14 protein-coding genes and 1 pseudogene are annotated in these 16,462 nt (G+C 63.7%); 12 read left to right on the forward strand and 3 right to left on the reverse strand.

Features of this window, described 5'->3' with window-relative positions; translation table 11 throughout:
* Positions 1-907: AMP-binding protein (locus tag AC630_RS06390; protein WP_143197858.1), on the forward strand; the 907-nt coding region annotated here is incomplete at its 5' end.
* Between the two features lie 68 nt (positions 908-975).
* Here the strand turns inward: AC630_RS06390 and AC630_RS06395 are convergent.
* A complete protein-coding gene (locus tag AC630_RS06395; protein WP_074117670.1) occupies positions 976-1,341 on the reverse strand; it encodes an endonuclease domain-containing protein in 366 nt (121 codons plus the stop codon).
* Between the two features lie 81 nt (positions 1,342-1,422).
* Between AC630_RS06395 and AC630_RS06400 the strand changes: the two genes are divergently transcribed.
* The 4 genes from AC630_RS06400 to AC630_RS06415 all read left to right on the forward strand — a co-directional run bounded on the left by AC630_RS06400 (position 1,423) and on the right by AC630_RS06415 (position 5,683).
* Positions 1,423-2,316, forward strand: a complete 894-nt coding sequence (locus AC630_RS06400; protein ID WP_074117671.1) for a branched-chain amino acid ABC transporter permease — start codon at positions 1,423-1,425, stop codon at positions 2,314-2,316.
* A gap of 3 nt (positions 2,317-2,319) precedes the next feature.
* Positions 2,320-3,393: a branched-chain amino acid ABC transporter permease gene (locus AC630_RS06405; RefSeq protein ID WP_074117672.1), complete on the forward strand. Its 1,074-nt coding sequence runs from the start codon at positions 2,320-2,322 to the stop codon at positions 3,391-3,393.
* 42 nt (positions 3,394-3,435) lie between these two features.
* Positions 3,436-4,719 carry an ABC transporter substrate-binding protein gene (locus tag AC630_RS06410; protein ID WP_074117673.1) on the forward strand — a complete coding sequence of 428 codons (1,284 nt, stop codon included), beginning with the start codon at positions 3,436-3,438 and terminating at the stop codon, positions 4,717-4,719.
* A gap of 124 nt (positions 4,720-4,843) precedes the next feature.
* Positions 4,844-5,683: an ABC transporter ATP-binding protein gene (locus tag AC630_RS06415; RefSeq protein ID WP_074117674.1), complete on the forward strand. Its 840-nt coding sequence runs from the start codon at positions 4,844-4,846 to the stop codon at positions 5,681-5,683.
* Positions 5,684-5,749: 66 nt separating this feature from the next.
* Here the strand turns inward: AC630_RS06415 and AC630_RS06420 are convergent, their stop codons facing one another.
* Entirely contained in the window at positions 5,750-6,889 is a 1,140-nt protein-coding gene (locus AC630_RS06420; protein WP_074117675.1) for an AGE family epimerase/isomerase, read from the reverse strand.
* Between the two features lie 86 nt (positions 6,890-6,975).
* On the opposite strand from AC630_RS06420, the pseudogene AC630_RS06425 reads away from it, so the two are divergent.
* The 5 genes and pseudogenes from AC630_RS06425 (at position 6,976) to AC630_RS06445 (ending at position 12,302) form a co-directional block, all read left to right on the forward strand.
* Positions 6,976-8,202 (forward strand): annotated as a pseudogene (locus AC630_RS06425) (phenylacetate--CoA ligase family protein).
* A gap of 54 nt (positions 8,203-8,256) precedes the next feature.
* Entirely contained in the window at positions 8,257-8,811 is a 555-nt protein-coding gene (locus AC630_RS06430; RefSeq protein WP_349538078.1) for a D-glycero-alpha-D-manno-heptose-1,7-bisphosphate 7-phosphatase, read from the forward strand.
* Between the two features lie 222 nt (positions 8,812-9,033).
* A complete protein-coding gene (gene gmd, locus AC630_RS06435; protein ID WP_074117677.1) occupies positions 9,034-10,119 on the forward strand; it encodes a GDP-mannose 4,6-dehydratase in 1,086 nt (361 codons plus the stop codon).
* Positions 10,100-11,071 (forward strand): GDP-L-fucose synthase, encoded by a 972-nt coding sequence (fcl, locus tag AC630_RS06440; RefSeq protein ID WP_074117678.1) that lies wholly within the window; start codon positions 10,100-10,102, stop codon positions 11,069-11,071. Before gmd ends, fcl begins: the two co-directional genes overlap by 20 nt.
* A gap of 22 nt (positions 11,072-11,093) precedes the next feature.
* Positions 11,094-12,302, forward strand: a complete 1,209-nt coding sequence (locus AC630_RS06445) for a glycosyltransferase family 4 protein (protein WP_074117679.1) — start codon at positions 11,094-11,096, stop codon at positions 12,300-12,302.
* 23 nt (positions 12,303-12,325) lie between these two features.
* Here AC630_RS06445 and AC630_RS06450 read toward each other — a convergent pair whose 3' ends face one another.
* A complete protein-coding gene (locus AC630_RS06450; protein WP_245330283.1) occupies positions 12,326-13,195 on the reverse strand; it encodes a class I SAM-dependent methyltransferase in 870 nt (289 codons plus the stop codon).
* Positions 13,196-13,675: 480 nt separating this feature from the next.
* Between AC630_RS06450 and AC630_RS06455 the strand changes: the two genes are divergently transcribed.
* Complete coding sequence (locus AC630_RS06455) at positions 13,676-15,259, forward strand: glycosyltransferase family protein (RefSeq protein WP_167561145.1); 1,584 nt, start codon at positions 13,676-13,678, stop codon at positions 15,257-15,259.
* A gap of 26 nt (positions 15,260-15,285) precedes the next feature.
* Positions 15,286-16,413 carry a glycosyltransferase family 4 protein gene (locus AC630_RS06460; protein WP_083636131.1) on the forward strand — a complete coding sequence of 376 codons (1,128 nt, stop codon included), beginning with the start codon at positions 15,286-15,288 and terminating at the stop codon, positions 16,411-16,413.
* Positions 16,414-16,462: the final 49 nt, after the last annotated feature.

Consider the following 16,462-nt stretch of genomic DNA (forward strand, 5'->3'; position numbering starts at 1 on the left):
CACCCGCCTGCGCTCGGCCGCGACCGGCGGCGCCGCGCTGGGCCCCGACACCTTCAAGTTCTTCCAGGCCATGGGCGTGCCGCTGCGGACCCTCTACGGCCAGACGGAACTGTTAGGGGCCTACACGCTGCATCCCGAGGGCAAGGTCGACCCTGACACGACAGGCGTGCCGATGGCCGACAGCGTCGAGATACGCATCGACAATGCCGACGTCCACGGAGTCGGCGAGATCGTGGTGCGGCATCCCAACATGTTCCTCGGCTATTACAAGAATCCGGAGGCCAGCGTCGCCGACATCAAGGACGGCTGGATGCTGTCGGGCGATGCCGGCTATTTCAACGCGAACCGCCAGCTTGTCGTCATCGACCGCATCAAGGACCTCGCCGAGACCTCGCGCGGCGAGCGCTTCTCGCCGCAGTTCATCGAGAACAAGCTGAAGTTCTCGCCCTATATCGCCGAAGCCGTGGTGCTCGGCGCCGGCCGCGACGCGCTCGCGGCGATGATCTGCATCCGCTACTCCATCATCTCGAAATGGGCGGAGAAGAACCGCCTCTCCTTCACCACCTACAGCGACCTTGCCTCGCGGCCCGAGGTCTACACGCTGCTCCAGAAAGAGGTCGAGACCGTCAACGCCACGCTGCCGCAGGCGCAGCGCATCTCGCGCTTCCTGCTGCTCTACAAGGAGCTGGATGCCGACGACGGCGAGCTCACCCGCACCCGAAAGGTGCGCCGCGGCGTCATCAACGAGAAATACGAAGGCATCATCGACGCGATCTACCGCGGCGACACCGACATCCCCGTCGACACTGTGATCCGCTTCCAGGACGGCACCACGCAGCGCGTACGGACGACGCTGCGGGTCGTGGATCTGGGCGGGCATGGGCACATGGCGGAGGCAGCGGAGTGAGGCTATCTACCGACGCGCACGCTGCTGCCCTTCGCCTCTCCCCGCTTGCGGGGAGAGGCCGGAGCGCGTCAGCGATCCGGGTGAGGGGGAGCCTCCGCAAGGGCGGTGACAATCCTTTCGAGAACGCCAGCCAAGTTGCTCGCCACGTCGTTGTTCCAGAAGCGCAGGATTCGATAGTTGCGATCGGTGAGCCACTTGTCGCGCACGGCGTCGCGCGGATTGTTGGCATGTTGCCCACCGTCCACTTCAATGATGAGGCGGCATTCGCGGCAAATGAAGTCGACGGTGTACGGCCCGATTGGCTCTTGCCGGACAAACTTATAGCCGTTCAACCTGCGGGCACGCAGGCGATACCAGAGCGTCCCTTCTGCATCCGTCAACGCGGCTCGCAAGCTTCTTGCGCGCCCAGTCTTGGACTCTTCGGCACCTCGCATACGGAAACTCCCCCTCACCCGCCGCGCGTTCCGCGCGTCGGCCTCTCCCCGCAAGCGGGGAGAGGCGAAGGATAGCATAACATGAACACCGCCTTCCTCATCCAGCTCCTGGTCAACGGTCTCGTGGTCGGCACGCTCTATGGCGTCGTCGCGATGTCGTTCGTGCTGATCTACAAGGCGACGCAGGTCGTCAATTTCGCGCAAGGCGAGCTGCTGCTGGTCGGTGCCTGGGTATGCTGGGCGCTGCTGGCTAAATACCAGGTGCCGTTCTGGATCGGCATGCCGATGACGCTGGTGTTCATGTTCGTGTTCGGCATCGCGATCCAGGTCCTGATCCTGCGGCCGATGATCGGCGAGCCCATCATCTCGGTGATCATGGTGACGATCGGCCTCTCCACCGTGTTGCAGGCCACGCTGAAGTGGATGTTCGGCGTCAACCCGCAGCCGTTCCCGCGCGTGTTCGAGAGCCAGTCGGTGAGCCTGTTCGGCCTTCAGATCCAGACCGTCTATGTCATGAGCCTCGTGGTGTCGGTCGCGATGATGATCGGCATGGCCTGGTTCTTCCGCGCCTCAAAGTACGGCCTTGCGATGCGCGCCACCGCGTTCAACCAGCAGGTGGCGCAGTCGCTCGGCATCTCCGTGAAAAGCGTGTTCGCGATGGCCTGGGCGATCTCGGCGACGGTATCGGCGGTCGCGGGCGTCGTGGTAGCGGTCGTCAACGGCGTGTCCTCGGGCCTGGCCGCCTACGGCATCAAGGTGTTCCCGGCCGCGATCCTCGGCGGCCTCGATTCCGTCGGCGGCGCCGTGCTCGGCGGCATCATCATCGGCCTGCTCGAGAACATCGCGCAATACGTCGACAGCCAGTACCTGCACTGGGGCAATCTCTACGAGATCGCACCGTTCTACGTCCTCATCATCGTGCTGATGATCAAGCCCTACGGCCTGTTCGGCACCCACGACATCGAGCGGATCTGACCCATGGCCGGCCCTGCCCTCATCCCTGCTGGTGATTTCCGCACCTCCTATGCGGCCGACACCACCATCTTCCCGACCACGACCAGCCGCAACTTCGCGATCGCCGGTGTGCTGCTGCTCTGCCTCGTGCCGCAATTCCTTGGCGGTTACTGGCTCAGCATCCTGATCCAGATCGGCATCTTCTCGATCGCGGCGCTCGGCTTGAACATTCTGGTCGGCTTCACCGGCCAGATCTCGATCGGTCACGCCGCCTTCTTCCTGCTCGGCGCCTTCACCTCGGCCTATATCTCCAACAACGCGCCGATCCCGGTGTTCTTCGCGATCCCGCTCGCGGGCGTCGTCACCGCACTGGTCGGGCTGATCTTTGGCATTCCGGCGGCGCGGCTGAAAGGGCTCTATCTCGTCATCGCGACGCTGGCCGCGCAATACATTCTGCTCGACTTCTTCTCCCGCGCCGAATGGTTCTCCGGCGGCTCGGTGCCCGCGAGTGCCGAACCGTTCTCGATCTTCGGCTACACGCTGCGCGGCGATAAGCAGTATTTCTACGTGGTGCTGGCCTATGTGCTGCTCAGCTACCTCCTCGTCACCAATCTGATGCGCACCCGCGACGGCCGCGCGCTGGTGGCGATCCGCGACCATTATCTCTCGGCCGAGATCATGGGTATCAACCTCACCAAATACCGCACGCTGTCGTTTGGCCTTGCCGCCTTCTTCGCCGGCATCGCCGGCGCGCTCTATGCGCATTACCAGCTCGTGGTATCCCAGGAAGGATTCGGCATCGAACGCTCGATCCTGTTCCTGGCCATGATCATCATCGGCGGCACAGGCTCGATCATGGGCACGCTGATGGGCACCGCCTTCGTGGTGCTGCTGCCGGAATCGATGGAATTCATCAGCCTGTATCTGAAGGGCGGCGCGATCGACAAGGCGCTGTCGCTCAACACCAACATCACCTTCCTGCGCGAGATCGCAATCGGGGTGATCATCATCGCGTTCCTGATGTTCGAACCCGATGGGCTCGCGCATCGCTGGCGGCAGATCAAGGCCTACTGGAAACTCTACCCGTTCTCGCATTGAGCGCGGCAACTTCACTTAAACAATAACAGGAGGAACAGACCCATGAAGATGAAGTCCCTTTTGAGCACCGCATCGCTCGCGCTCGCGGTCGCCGCATTCTCGGCGAGCGCGCAGGCGCAGATCGCGATCGGGCACCTCGCCGATTATTCGGGCGGCACCTCCGACGTCGGAACGCCCTACGGCCAGGCCGTCGCCGATACCTTCGCCTGGGTCAACAAGAACGGCGGCATCGGCGGCAAGCAGGTCAATGTCGACACCAACGACTACGGCTACCAGGTGCCGCGCGCGATCGCGCTCTACAAGAAGTGGTCGGCGCCGGACTCCAAGGTAGCGGCGATCATGGGCTGGGGCACCGCGGACACCGAAGCGCTGACCGGCTTCCTCGCCCAGGACAAGATCCCCGACCTCTCCGGTTCCTACGCCGCGGCCCTCACCGATCCCGAAGGCGTCAGCGGCAAGGCCAAGCCCGCGCCCTACAATTTCTTCTACGGTCCGAGCTATTCGGACTCGCTGCGCGCAATGCTGATGTGGGCAGCCGAAGACTGGAAGGCCAAGGGCAAGGCCGGCAAGCCGAAATTCGTTCACATGGGCGCCAACCATCCCTATCCGAACGCACCGAAGGCGGCGGGCGAGGCCATGGCGCAGGAGCTCGGCTTCGAAGTGCTGCCGCCCCTGGTGTTCGCACTCTCACCAGGCGACTACAGCGCGCAGTGCCTGAGCCTGAAGTCATCGGGCGCCAACTACGCCTATCTCGGCAACACCGCGGCTTCCAACATCTCGGTGATGAAGGCCTGCAAGACCGCCGGTGCCGACGTGCAGTTCCTCGGCAACGTCTGGGGCATGGACGAGAACGCGGCCAAGACCGCGGGCGATGCCGCCGACGGCGTGATCTTCCCGCTGCGCACCGCGGTGAGCTGGGGCGGCGACGCGCCCGGCATAAAGACGGTGATGGAAATCTCGAAGATCTCCGACCCGACCGGCAAGGTTTATCGTCCCGTTCACTACATCGCGGCCGTCTGCTCGGCGCTCTACATGAAGGAAGCGCTCGACTGGGCCACCAAGAACGGCGGCGCGACCGGCGAGAACGTCCGGAAGGGCTTTTACCAGAAGAAGGACTGGGTGCCGGCCGGCATGGAAGGCGTCTGCAATCCCTCGACCTGGACCGACAAGGACCACCGCGGCACGCTGAAGGTCGACCTCTATCGCACCAAGGTCTCCGGCGCGACCGACGGCGAACTCAACGACCTCATGGCCAAGGGCACGATCAAGCTCGAGAAGGTCAAGACCATCGAGCTGCCGCGCAAGGCGGAATTGCTGGGTTGGTGAGCGCAATCTCAGACGTCATGGCCGGGCTTGTCCCGGCCATCCACGTCCAACCACTCGGCACAAAGTACGTGGATGCCCGGGACAAGCCCGGGCATGACGAGCGTAGCAAATTGGCAGCACACGCATGACCGACACCCTTGAAGCATCTCGCTCCAAGCCGACCGCCGTGGCGCCCGCCGCGCTGCTCAGCGTGCGCAACATCGAGGTCGTCTATGACGACGTCATCCTGGTGCTCCGCGGCCTGAGCCTCGACGTGCCCAAGGGCGCGATCGTGGCGCTGCTTGGCGCCAACGGCGCCGGCAAGTCGACGACGCTGAAGGCGATCTCGGGGCTGCTCAAGACCGAGGACGGCGAGGTCACGCGCGGCGAGATCCTGTTCGAAGGCTCCCCTATCGCCGGCATCGATCCCGACAAGATCGTCCGCCGCGGCATCTTCCAGGTGATGGAGGGCCGGCGCATCGTCGCCGACATGACCTCGCTGGAGAACCTCAAGCTCGGCGCCTTCACCCGCAGGGACCGCGAGGTCGATGCCGATCTCGACATGGTCTTCAACTATTTCCCGCGCCTGAAGGAGCGCACCGGCCTTGCCGGCTACCTCTCCGGCGGCGAGCAGCAGATGCTCGCGATCGGCCGTGCGCTGATGGCGCGCCCGAAGATGATCCTGATGGACGAGCCGTCGATGGGCCTGTCGCCGCTGCTGGTGAAAGAGGTGTTCGCGATCATCCAGAAGATCAACCGCGACCTCGGCGTCACCATCCTCCTGGTCGAGCAGAACGCGCGCGCCGCACTGTCGGTGGCGAGTCACGGCTACATCATGGAGCAGGGCAAGGTCGTGCTCGACGGCACCGCGGACGAATTGCGCGACAACGAGGACGTCAAGGAGTTCTACCTCGGCGGCGCCGGCGACCAGCGCAAGAGCTTCAAGAACCTCAAGAGCTTCAAGCGGCGCAAGCGCTGGCTTTAGACATAGCGTTTTCGAGCGAAGTGGAGACCGGTTCGCGTGAAGAAAACGCGTCAAAACAAAAGAGTCTTATTCCAGCACCTGCTCCGCCTCCGTGACTGCGCAGAGAACATGATAGAACGACGACGCAGGAATGGTGTCGACCAGCGATTTGCCGTCGCGATCGAACTGGTCGTACCAGCCGCCCTTCACAGGATGGCTGAGATAATGCCGTTCGAGTCGCACCAGCGCCGCGCGCGCCTCATCCGCCGCGCCCGCCTCGCCGGACTCGGCCTGCGCGATCCACGCCTTCGCCATCTCGGTCTGCGGCCACAGCCGTCGCGAGCTGCGGCGGATGTTGCCTGCAGCATCGCCCTCGTCGACGAGGCAGCCGGTGGCCTCGTCGCGATAACGCAGCGCGGTCGCCAGCAATTCGGCGCGCCGCTGTCCGGTCGGGCAGCCCGTGATGCGTTCAAATCCCTTCAGGAGCCAGACCCACTCCGCCTGGTGCCCGGGCTCGATGCTGACCGGCTCGATCTTCGACCAGTCCTCCTCGAAATACTCCGTCAGGATGCGCTTCTGCTTGTCGTAGAGATTGGCCAGGAAGAGCGCGAAGAACTCGCCGGCACGGTTCTGGAACGACAGATCGTGGGTCGCGTCGAAACACGCGATCATCGCCTCGAACAGATGCATCTGCGGGTTCTGCCGCCGCGGCAGCGAGACCGGAAGGCCTTCATGGACGCCGCCATGTGGCGAACGCAGATGACCGTCGAGAAAGGCGAGCAGCGCGTCGATCTCAGCGCGAATTTGCGCGTCCTGGTCGAGCGCATAGACGGTCGCCAGCGCAAACAGGATGAAGGCGTGGTCGTAGGCATCGCGCCGCCCGTCCAGCACCGCGCCGTCCGGCGTCAACCTGTGCACATAGCCGGGCCGGCCGTCGGGCGCCTTCGCGCATGCCAGCAGATGCTCCAGCCCCTTCAGCGCGATGGCGCGCCCCTCGGGATACCAGCCCATCTGCGCCGCCTTGGCGTAGCACCAGATCTGGCGGGCCTGCACGAACACGCGCCGCGGCGCGGCCGTATCAGCCGTGCCGTCGCGGTGCAGCCGGTCGATGAAGCCGCCCGCAGCGTGGTCCCAGCCGACGGTGGACCACAACGGCAGCGCCTCCTCGATCATGCGGCGCTTCAGGCGCGCGACGACGTCCGCCGCAATCATTCCCTCGTCCGCCATCGCGTCCTCTTCAAGCCTCGCCAATGGCCGTCTGATACCCATGCCGGCGGCGGCGTGCAACGGATGCCAACCCGGAAAGACCCGCCATGACCGCCCATTACGACGCCCGCGAGACGCGCGAGCAAGCCGCGCGCGAGGCCGATCTGTTCTCCCGCCTACCGGACGTGCTGCGCGGCGCGATGGCCGCCCCCCGCCTATGCCGAGCGGCTCAAGGGCCTGGATCCCGCTTCAGTGAGCTCCAGGGCGGCGCTGGCGGGCCTGCCGGTGCTGCGCAAGTCGGAACTGCCCGCCCTGCACAAGGCCTCAGCGCCCTTCGGCGGCTTCGTAGCGGCGGCCCCCCGGCTCGTTCGCCCGCCTCTTCACCTCTCCCGGCCCGATCTTCGAGCCGGAGGGGCGGCAGGCCGATCCCTGGCGCGGCGCGCGGGCGCTGTTCGCGGCCGGGTTCCGCCCCGATGACATCGTGCTCAACACATTCAGCTACCACCTCACCCCCGGCGGCTTCATCTTCGACGCGTCGGCGCGCGCGCTCGGCTGCGCGGTGATCCCGGCCGGCCCCGGCAATACCGAACAGCAGTTCGAACTGATCGAGGCCTACCGGCCGGTCGGCTATAGCGGCACGCCGGACTTTTTGAAGATCCTGCTCGATGCCGCAGCGGGCGGGGGGCCGCGACGTCTCCTCGATCAAGCGCGCGCTGGTCTCGGGCGCCGCCTTCCCGCCCTCGCTCCAGGCCGAGATCAAGGCGCGCGGCATCGACGCCTACCAGGCCTTCGGCACCGCCGATCTCGGTCTCATCGCCTTCGAGACCGAGGCGCGCGACGGCATGGTCGTGAACGAGGACCTGATCATGGAGATCGTCAGGCCCGGCACCGGCGATCCCGTTGCGCCGGGCGACGTCGGTGAGATCGTGGTGACCTCGCTCGACCCGCACCATCCCTGGATCCGGCTGGCGCTCGGCGACCTCACCGCGGCGCTGCCGGGCACGAGCCCATGCGGGCGCACCAACATGCGCATCAAGGGCTGGATGGGCCGCGCCGACCAGACCACCAAGGTCAAGGGCATGTTCGTCCGCCCAGAGCAGATCGCGGAGATCGGCAAGCGCCACTCCGCACTCGGACGATTGCGCCTCGTCGTCACGCGCCAGGGCGAGGCCGACGCGATGACGCTGAGAGCGGAAACCGCAGCTGCGAGCGATGCACTACGGGAGAAGATCGCCGCCAGCTTGCGCGCGGTGACGAAACTCGGCGGCAATGTCGAGCTGGTCAGCCCGGGCGCGCTGCCGAACGACGGCAAGGTGATCGCAGATGAAAGGTAGGCGCGGTCCCGGCCGCGCGTTTTGCGACATCCTTGACAAGCCGCTGGCGGAACGGTGAACAAGGGCCGCAAACACCTCTTGCGGCACCCTATGACGACGACATCAACGCGCCCGGCCGTCTTCTTCGACCGCGACGGCGTCCTTAATCAAGACGCGGGCTACCTCTTCGAGGCCGCCAAGTTCAAGTGGATGGACGGCGCGCGCGAGGCGGTCAGGCTCGTGAACGAGGCCGGCTATTTCGCCTTCGTCGTGACCAACCAGTCCGGCGTCGCCCGCGGCTTCTATAAGGAGAGCGACGTACACACCCTCCACCTCTGGATGGCAGAGGAACTCGCCGCGGTCGGCGCGCATATTGATGCGTTCGAGTATTGTCCCGACCATCCCGAGGCCCTCATCGAGCGCTATCGTCGCGACAGCCACCGGCGCAAGCCCGGACCGGGCATGATCACCGACCTGATGCAGCGCTTTCCTGTCGCAGCCGACAGGAGCTTCCTGATCGGCGATCAGGAGCGCGACCTGGAGGCGGCGCGGGCTGCGGGCATCCACGGGCTGCTGTTCCGGGAAGGCAATCTCGCGATCTTCGTGCGCGAGGCATTGAAACGCGTCTGAGACGACCACGCCTCCTCTCGTTGGCGCGGAACGGCGGGAACTGGTGGATTCGTCCGGCACGCCCGCCGCGCCCGTCCTGCCGGCCTGCCTCATCCCCGCCGCAACCTTCTGAAAACATGGGGACATTTTCTTTACAATCGGATACTTCTGGAAAAGAAGACACCGTGGGAAAAGTAGGATACGCAACCGCTTCAATCTCAAGCTGGTTGCCTGGAAACGGCTATGAATCCTCAAAACTCCAAACAGCGCATCGCCCTGATCACCGGCGTGACCGGACAGGACGGCGCGTATTTGGCCGAACATCTGCTGTCGCTCGGCTATGTCGTGCACGGCATCAAGCGGCGCTCGTCCTCTTTCAACACCGCGCGTGTCGACCATCTCTACCAGGATCCGCATGTGGGCAACGTGCCGTTCCTGATGCACTACGGCGACATGACCGACTCGACCAATCTGATCCGGCTCGTGCAGCAGATCAGGCCGACCGAGATCTACAATCTTGCTGCCCAGAGCCATGTCGGCGTCAGTTTCGAAAGCCCGGAATACACAGCGAATGCCGATGCGATCGGCGTGCTGCGGCTGCTGGAAGCCATCCGCATCCTCGGCATGGAGAAGGACACCCGCTTCTATCAGGCCTCTACCTCCGAACTGTACGGGCTCGTACAGGAGGTTCCGCAGAAGGAGACCACGCCGTTCTATCCCCGCTCGCCCTACGGCGTGGCAAAGCTTTACGGCTACTGGATCACGGTGAACTACCGCGAAGCCTACGGCATGTTTGCCTCGAACGGCATCCTGTTCAATCACGAGAGCCCGATCCGCGGCGAAACCTTCGTGACCCGCAAGATCACCCGCGGCGTCGCCCGCATCGAAGTCGGCATTGAGGATACGCTGTATCTCGGCAATCTCGAGGCCAAGCGCGACTGGGGGCATGCCAAGGACTATGTCGAGGGCATGCACATGATTCTCCAGGCCGAGAAGCCCGATGACTTCGTGCTCGCGACCGGCGAGACCCGCTCGGTCCGCGAGATGGTAGAGCAGTCCTTTGCTGAAGTGGGCCGTCAGATCGAGTGGCGCGGCAAGGGCGTCGAGGAGACCGGCATCGACCGCAAGAGCGGAAAGACGGTGGTACGCATCGATCCGACCTATTTCCGCCCCACCGAGGTCGATCTTCTCATCGGCGATGCCAGCAAGGCGCGCGAGCAGCTTGGCTGGAAGCCGAAGCGGACATTTGCCCAGCTCGTGCAGGAGATGATGGCGAGCGATCTGGCCGAGGCCAAGCGGGAAATCGCCCATGGCAAGCACTCGGTTTGAGCTGAAGGGCAAGACCGTTTATGTCGCCGGCCATCGCGGCATGGTCGGCGGCGCACTTGTGCGCAGGCTCGCACAGGAAGATGTGAAGCTGATCACGGCAAGCCGCAGCGATGTCGACCTCTGCAACCAGGCTGCGGTGTTCGACTGGTTCGCGAAGACGCGGCCGCAGGTGATCTTTCTGGCCGCCGCCAAGGTCGGCGGCATCGTCGCCAACAACACGCTGCGCGCCGAATTCATCTACGACAACATCGCGATCGCCGCGAACGTGATCCACGCCGCGCATCAGAACGGCGCGGAGAAGCTGATGTTTTTGGGCTCGTCCTGCATCTATCCCAAACTCGCAGCCCAGCCGCTCCGCGAGGATTCGATGCTGACGGGGCCGCTCGAGCCGACCAACGAGCCCTACGCGATCGCCAAGATCGCCGGCATCAAGATGGCGGAAGCCTATCGCAGCCAGTATGGCAGCGATTTCATCAGCGTGATGCCGACCAATCTCTACGGCCCCGGCGACAACTATCATCCCGAATACAGCCATGTCGTCGCCGCGCTGATCCGCCGCTTCCACGAGGCCAAACTCTTGGGTGCCGGGGACGTCGCGGTCTGGGGCACCGGCACGCCGCGGCGCGAGTTTCTCTATGTCGACGACATGGCGGATGCCTGCGTGCACCTGATGAAGACCTATTCAGGTGCCGAGCTGATCAACATCGGCACCGGCGAGGACATCACCATCGCCGAATTCGCGCGTGTCGTGGCCAAAGTCGTTGGTTATGGCGGCGATATCCGTTTCGACACATCGCGCCCAGATGGCACGCCGCGCAAGCTGCTCGATATCAGCCGGCTCGCCAAGCTCGGCTGGCGCGCCAGGACCTCGCTGGAAGCCGGCATCCGCCGCGCCTATGCAGCCTATCTGGCGGAGAGCCAGGCCAAACGGCTTTCCCAGCCCCACGCCTGACTGGCGAGGATCGTGCTTGCCCATGAATACTCCCGCAAAGCTGATCATAGCGGCCCAGTTCTATCCGCCCGACGCAACCACGACGGCGGTCTATGTCAGCAAGATCGCCGACAGCCTGGCCCAGGAGCGCCAGGTCGTCGTGATTTCCGCAACGCCCGGCTCGCACGCGGCAGGTCAACCCGGCAAGCCCGAGGTTGTCGAACTCAAGAGCTGGAATCCACGCAAGTCGGCGATCGTCCAACGCGCCGCAGCCGTCTGCCTGCTTGCGGGCCAGATGTTCTTCTCTGTTCTGCGACGGGTAAGGTCGGACGACATCGTGTTCTGTGTCACGACGCCATTCACCCTGCCCTACACCGTGCTCCTCGCGGCGAGATTGCGGCGCGCAAAGACCATGCTTCTGATCTACGACCTCTATCCCGAGGCGCTCGAGGCCGCCGGCATAGTGCGCTCCGACTCGCTCGCGGTACGCTTGATCCGCTTTGCCAACGCGCTTCTGTTCCCACGCCTCGATGCGATCATCGTGATCGGGCGCGACGTGCCACCGCTCATCGAGAAATATCCCGGCGTCGTGCCGGACCAGCTTCGCTTCATTCCGAACTGGGCGCTGATCCCGATCGGATACCGGGAGATCGATCCGACCAGCCGCTTTCGCGCACCGGATCCATCCCGATTCATCGTCGGCCTCTCGGGTAATCTCGGCTTCACCCACGACCCCGTCACGGTGTTCGAAGCGGCCCGCCTGTTGCGGGCCAGGACGGACATTCATTTCGTCCTGTCCGGGTGGGGCGTGGGCTGGACCGCGCTCAACGATCTCTATGCCAAGGATCGGCTTGAGAACGTCACGATTCTGAAACCGGTGCCCGAAGACGAACTCGTCGAATTCCTCTCGGCCGCAGATCTTTGGGTCATCCCCTATCGCCGGCATATCGCCGGTGTCTCGATCCCGAGCCGCCTCTACAACATCCTCGCCGTCGGCCGGCCGGTCGTCGTCACCTCGGAGGCAAATTCGGAAGGCGCACTCGTGCTCGGCGAAGAGGCGATCGGATGGGTCGTCCCACCGGAAGACCCCGCCCAACTGGCCGATACGATCCTCCGGGCGGCACGGGACCGCGGCGAGACGCTGCAGAAAGGGCGCTGTGCCGCGACGCTCGCCGAAAAGTACGGCGAAGAGGCCACGCTCGCGCGTTACCGCGAGGTCATCCACAACGTCTTGAGGCGACCGCGCGGTTAAGGCGGGCCAACCGCGCTGAGAGACTACTTTAGCGGCTTCTCATACCAGACGAAATGCGAGAAGCCGTGCTTCGGCCATCCGCCCGTTTCCTGCTCAAGGATCTTGAGATCGAACAGATCGGCGAGCGTCTGCAATTCGTTCGCATGATAGAAGCGAGCGATCGGCGTCAGGAAGAAGTCGCCGAACTGCTCCCATGACGGTTCTATCGCGGGAAACTTCCATTTGCCCTGCACACACCCCAACGTCGCCCACAGCGCGAGGTGGTAGGGCGGAAAAATAGTGAACTTCAGGACCCTGTCCCCCACTTTCTTTCCGAACAGATGCTGAACTCCTTTCAGAGGCGGGCTCAGAGCAAAGTACAGGGAGCGGTAGAGATTGTCCCAGTTGTAGACCGCATAGAGCATCTTGCCGCCGGGCTTGAGAATGCGGACGAGCTCCATGAAGCAGCGCAGCGGATCGGGCGTGTGATGCGTCACCCCATGCGAGATGACGATGTCGGCGACTTCGTCGGCGACAGGAAGCCTGAGGTTCGACCCGAGAACGCCGTCCGCGTTGAGCGGCGATCGCTGGATCTGCCGAATCGAACCAAAGGCTAAGTCAATCCCGAACGGCGTTATGCCGCGGTGCTCCTTGAACGCCTGAACGATGGCCCCCTTTCCACAGCCGACTTCGATGACCGTGTCGGCCCGTTCGAAAAGGTAATCGTATTTGGAGTCCCGAAGCCAGCGTCCCAACGGAAGGTTGTCCAGCTCCATGTAGTTGTTGCAGGGTGCCTCGTCGTAATGGTCCCGAACGCGATTATGGATGGTGTCCGGAATGACGGCCGTCGTTCCTGCATCCGGACGCAAGTCCGCAACGTTGCCCACGAAGCCGTAGCGCAGTCCGGACGTCACGCCGCGCAAGTGGTCTCCCTCGATGCTCAGGAGGCCGAGATCAACGGGATCTCGGAGAAAGCTCAGATATTTTGAAACGGGGGACGGCATCGCATCTCGAAAAAGCAGAAAAACTTCGGGAAAATCTGTGAGGCGGGCGGACCTTAGACTTCTCCGACTTCGTGAAGCAAGCCTCTTATTTCGGATGCCCACGCCCTTTGACGCTAGTTCCATGATCGACATCGTAAGGCCTGCGTCAAGACTGCGATAGGATGCCCATCTCCAGCCTTAAGGCTTGACAACTAAAGGTAAATTCGAAACATGCGGCAACCCTGCAACCAATGCGCGCCAGCTGCGGCGTGAGCAATCCGACGAACAGTGACGTCACCGGAAGAATGAACGACACGCGCGTGTGCCATGTCATCGTCTAGCGCAGCAACGATGGTCGAGCGCTCCCCGCGGATTCGCCTTTCGATTGCGGATCCAGCCGATCGGCTGTTCATGGCTGCCGTGGCCATCTGGCTGATCCAGGCCGTCTACATGATCAGCCATGTCGACAGCTGGCTCGACGAAGGTCTCTATCTGATCAAGTCAGCCGAATATTTCAGCGGTCGAGTTCAACCCTATTCGCTTGACGACGCGACCGCCTATCCGCCGCTCTATTTTTACGTGCTGGGAGCGACCCAATGGCTCTTCGGTCAAGGGCACCTGACAGGACGCCTTCTGTCCCTCCTGCTCTCCCTGTGCACGCTCGTCCTCCTTCGCTCGGCCGCCGATCGATGCCTCCGCGACCCCATGGCCGCCGCACTCGCGGTGCTCATCTATGCCGCAAATCCGATGGTCGTCGCTTACATGTCGACCGCGACTCCTTACGCGATCGTCACCCTGCTGACGCTGGTATCGTTTCTGGTTGTCACCGAAACCAAGCCGCTCCACCCGCTGCTGCAGACGGCAATGATGGGCTTGCTTGCCGCTGCGCTTGTCTTGATCAGGCTCAATCTGGTGATCACGCTGCCGATGTTTGCGGCACTACATCTGCTGGTCAGAGGTGACGCGCCGAAACGGGCCCTCGCCACGCTGGCCGGAGCTGGGTTGCTCGCGGGCGCGTGTCTTGCCTTCAGCATCGTGATTTTCGGGCGCGGCCTGCTCGAAACGCTGACGTTCCTGCCCGGCCTCTCTCAAATTTTGTGGCGCTTTACCGACGTCGGCACCGAGATGCACGACGTGCTGACGCTCACGCGTTCGCCGACGGACCTGCAGTTCAGTTGGGCTGCCGTTCGTGACGTCGTGAACCACTACTTCCTGCAGCTTTATCCGGCGCTGCTTCTGCCCGCCATTCCGGGCGGATTGCTCAGCCTGCTGTACTTCCGCCGCCTGCCGCTTTCGGGCTTCTGCACGCTGTATTTCGGCGTCATGACGCTCGTGCACCTCTTCGGCTCTCAGAGCTATTGCCCGCCCTGCCTGATGGCCTACGCGAACTACTTCCTGCCGTTTGCGGCCATTCCCGCCTCTCTCTTTCTCGTGACGCTCAGCGTGAGGATTCCTGTTTCGAACGCAAGAACAGGACTGATCCTGTTCGTCCTGGCCGCAAACTTCTACGCCGCTTCGAAGACCAGGCTCGGAATGCTGATCCCCGATTGGTGGTCGAACCCGATCGTCAGCGTGCAGTCGCTCGCGCAATCGCTCAAGCCGCTGCTCCCGGACGGCCGCATCCTCGTGCTCTCAGGCAAATATCAGCCCGTGCAAGCCGTCTGGCTCGCGGGGCGGTTCGTTGAACCTTACAGCGTCAGCCTGTTTCCCAACCTGCGCGAGCCTCTGGACGGTCTCGATCCCAAAACGCAAGCAAAGGCACGGCGCGCTTTGCAGAGGCGCGGATTTCGCGACACGACCGCGCTGGTCGAGAATTTGAAGCGGCCGATGGCGGCGGTCGTCCTGCAGGAACAGCCCCCCCTCGGTGACATGCTCGCGCAGTATCTCGGCAAGCCCAATGCAGAGCAGGTCGAAAGCACGCTTCACGAGCGCTACAGCAGAGTGGGCGAGGCATCCAGGGGCAACGCCACCATCTCCATCTGGCTGCCGAAGTAAGCTCATGCGCATTCTCGAAATGAACTATGAGTTTCCACCCGTGGGTGGGGGGGGGCGGCAAGGCCACCGAAGATCTGGCGGCGGAGCTTTCGAAACTCGGCCATTCGATCCGTGTCCTGACCGCGCGACAGGGCAGTCTACCGCGACTGGAAACCAGCAACGGATTCGAGGTCGAGCGGATTTTCGCGTTTCGCCGGCAGCGCGACCGCTGCTCCGTCTGGGAGATGATCGGCTATATTTTAATGGCCGTTCCAGCCGGGCTGCGATCGGTCCGCCAGTTTCGTCCCGACGCAATCCACGCTCATTTCGCAGTGCCGACCGGTTTCGCCGCGTGGCTAGTTGCGACGCTCTCCGGAACGCCATACGTCTTGACGGCGCATCTCGGCGACGTTCCCGGCGGCACGCCGGAGCAGACCGACAAGTTCTTCCGTGTCATCAAACCGCTTACGAGGCCGATCTGGCATCACGCCGCCGCCATCACGGCCGTCAGTACGTTCGTCGCTCGCCTCGCGCGCGACGCCTACGGGCTTGAGGCCATCGTCATTCCGAACGGCGTAGATGTCGGCAAGTCACCGGCGATCCCGCGCGCGCCCGGAGAGACCGTCAAGCTGATCTTCGCCGGCCGCATGGTGGCTCAAAAAAATCTCGCATGGGGATTGGAGCGGCTCGCCGCGGTCGAGGACCGGAACTGGACGCTCGACCTGTTCGGCGACGGCCCGAGCAGAACGGCGCTCGAGCGGCATTGTGCTGCCCTCGGCCTTTCCGATCGCGTTACCTTCCATGGCTGGGTTACGCCGGAGGACGTTGATCTGGCGATGTCAACGTCCGACGTCCTGTTCATGCCTTCGCTGAGCGAGGGACTTTCCCTCGTCGCAATCAACGCTCTGGCGCACGGGCTCGCGCTCGCCTGCTCACGCATCGAAGGCTTTGCCGACGTGCTCGTCGAGAATAAGAACGGAGTGTCGGCACCGCTCGACGATGCCGCGGAGTTCGAACGGGCCCTCGGGCGTCTCCTGGACGACAGGGATCAACTGTTGCGGATGAAGCTCGCCAGCAGGGCCAAGGCGGCCTCATTCGACCGCAGGGCGATCGCGGCCCGCTACGAGCAGGTGCTGCGATCGGCTGCCTCCAAGTTCAGCCAAGGGCACAAGTGACACCATGCGGCCGCATCAGCAGAAGTTCGTAAGTCCACGCGTCATCCGC

Origin of the sequence: Bradyrhizobium sp. AS23.2 (assembly GCF_001908185.1) — a bacterium.
GTDB lineage: Bacteria > Pseudomonadota > Alphaproteobacteria > Rhizobiales > Xanthobacteraceae > Bradyrhizobium.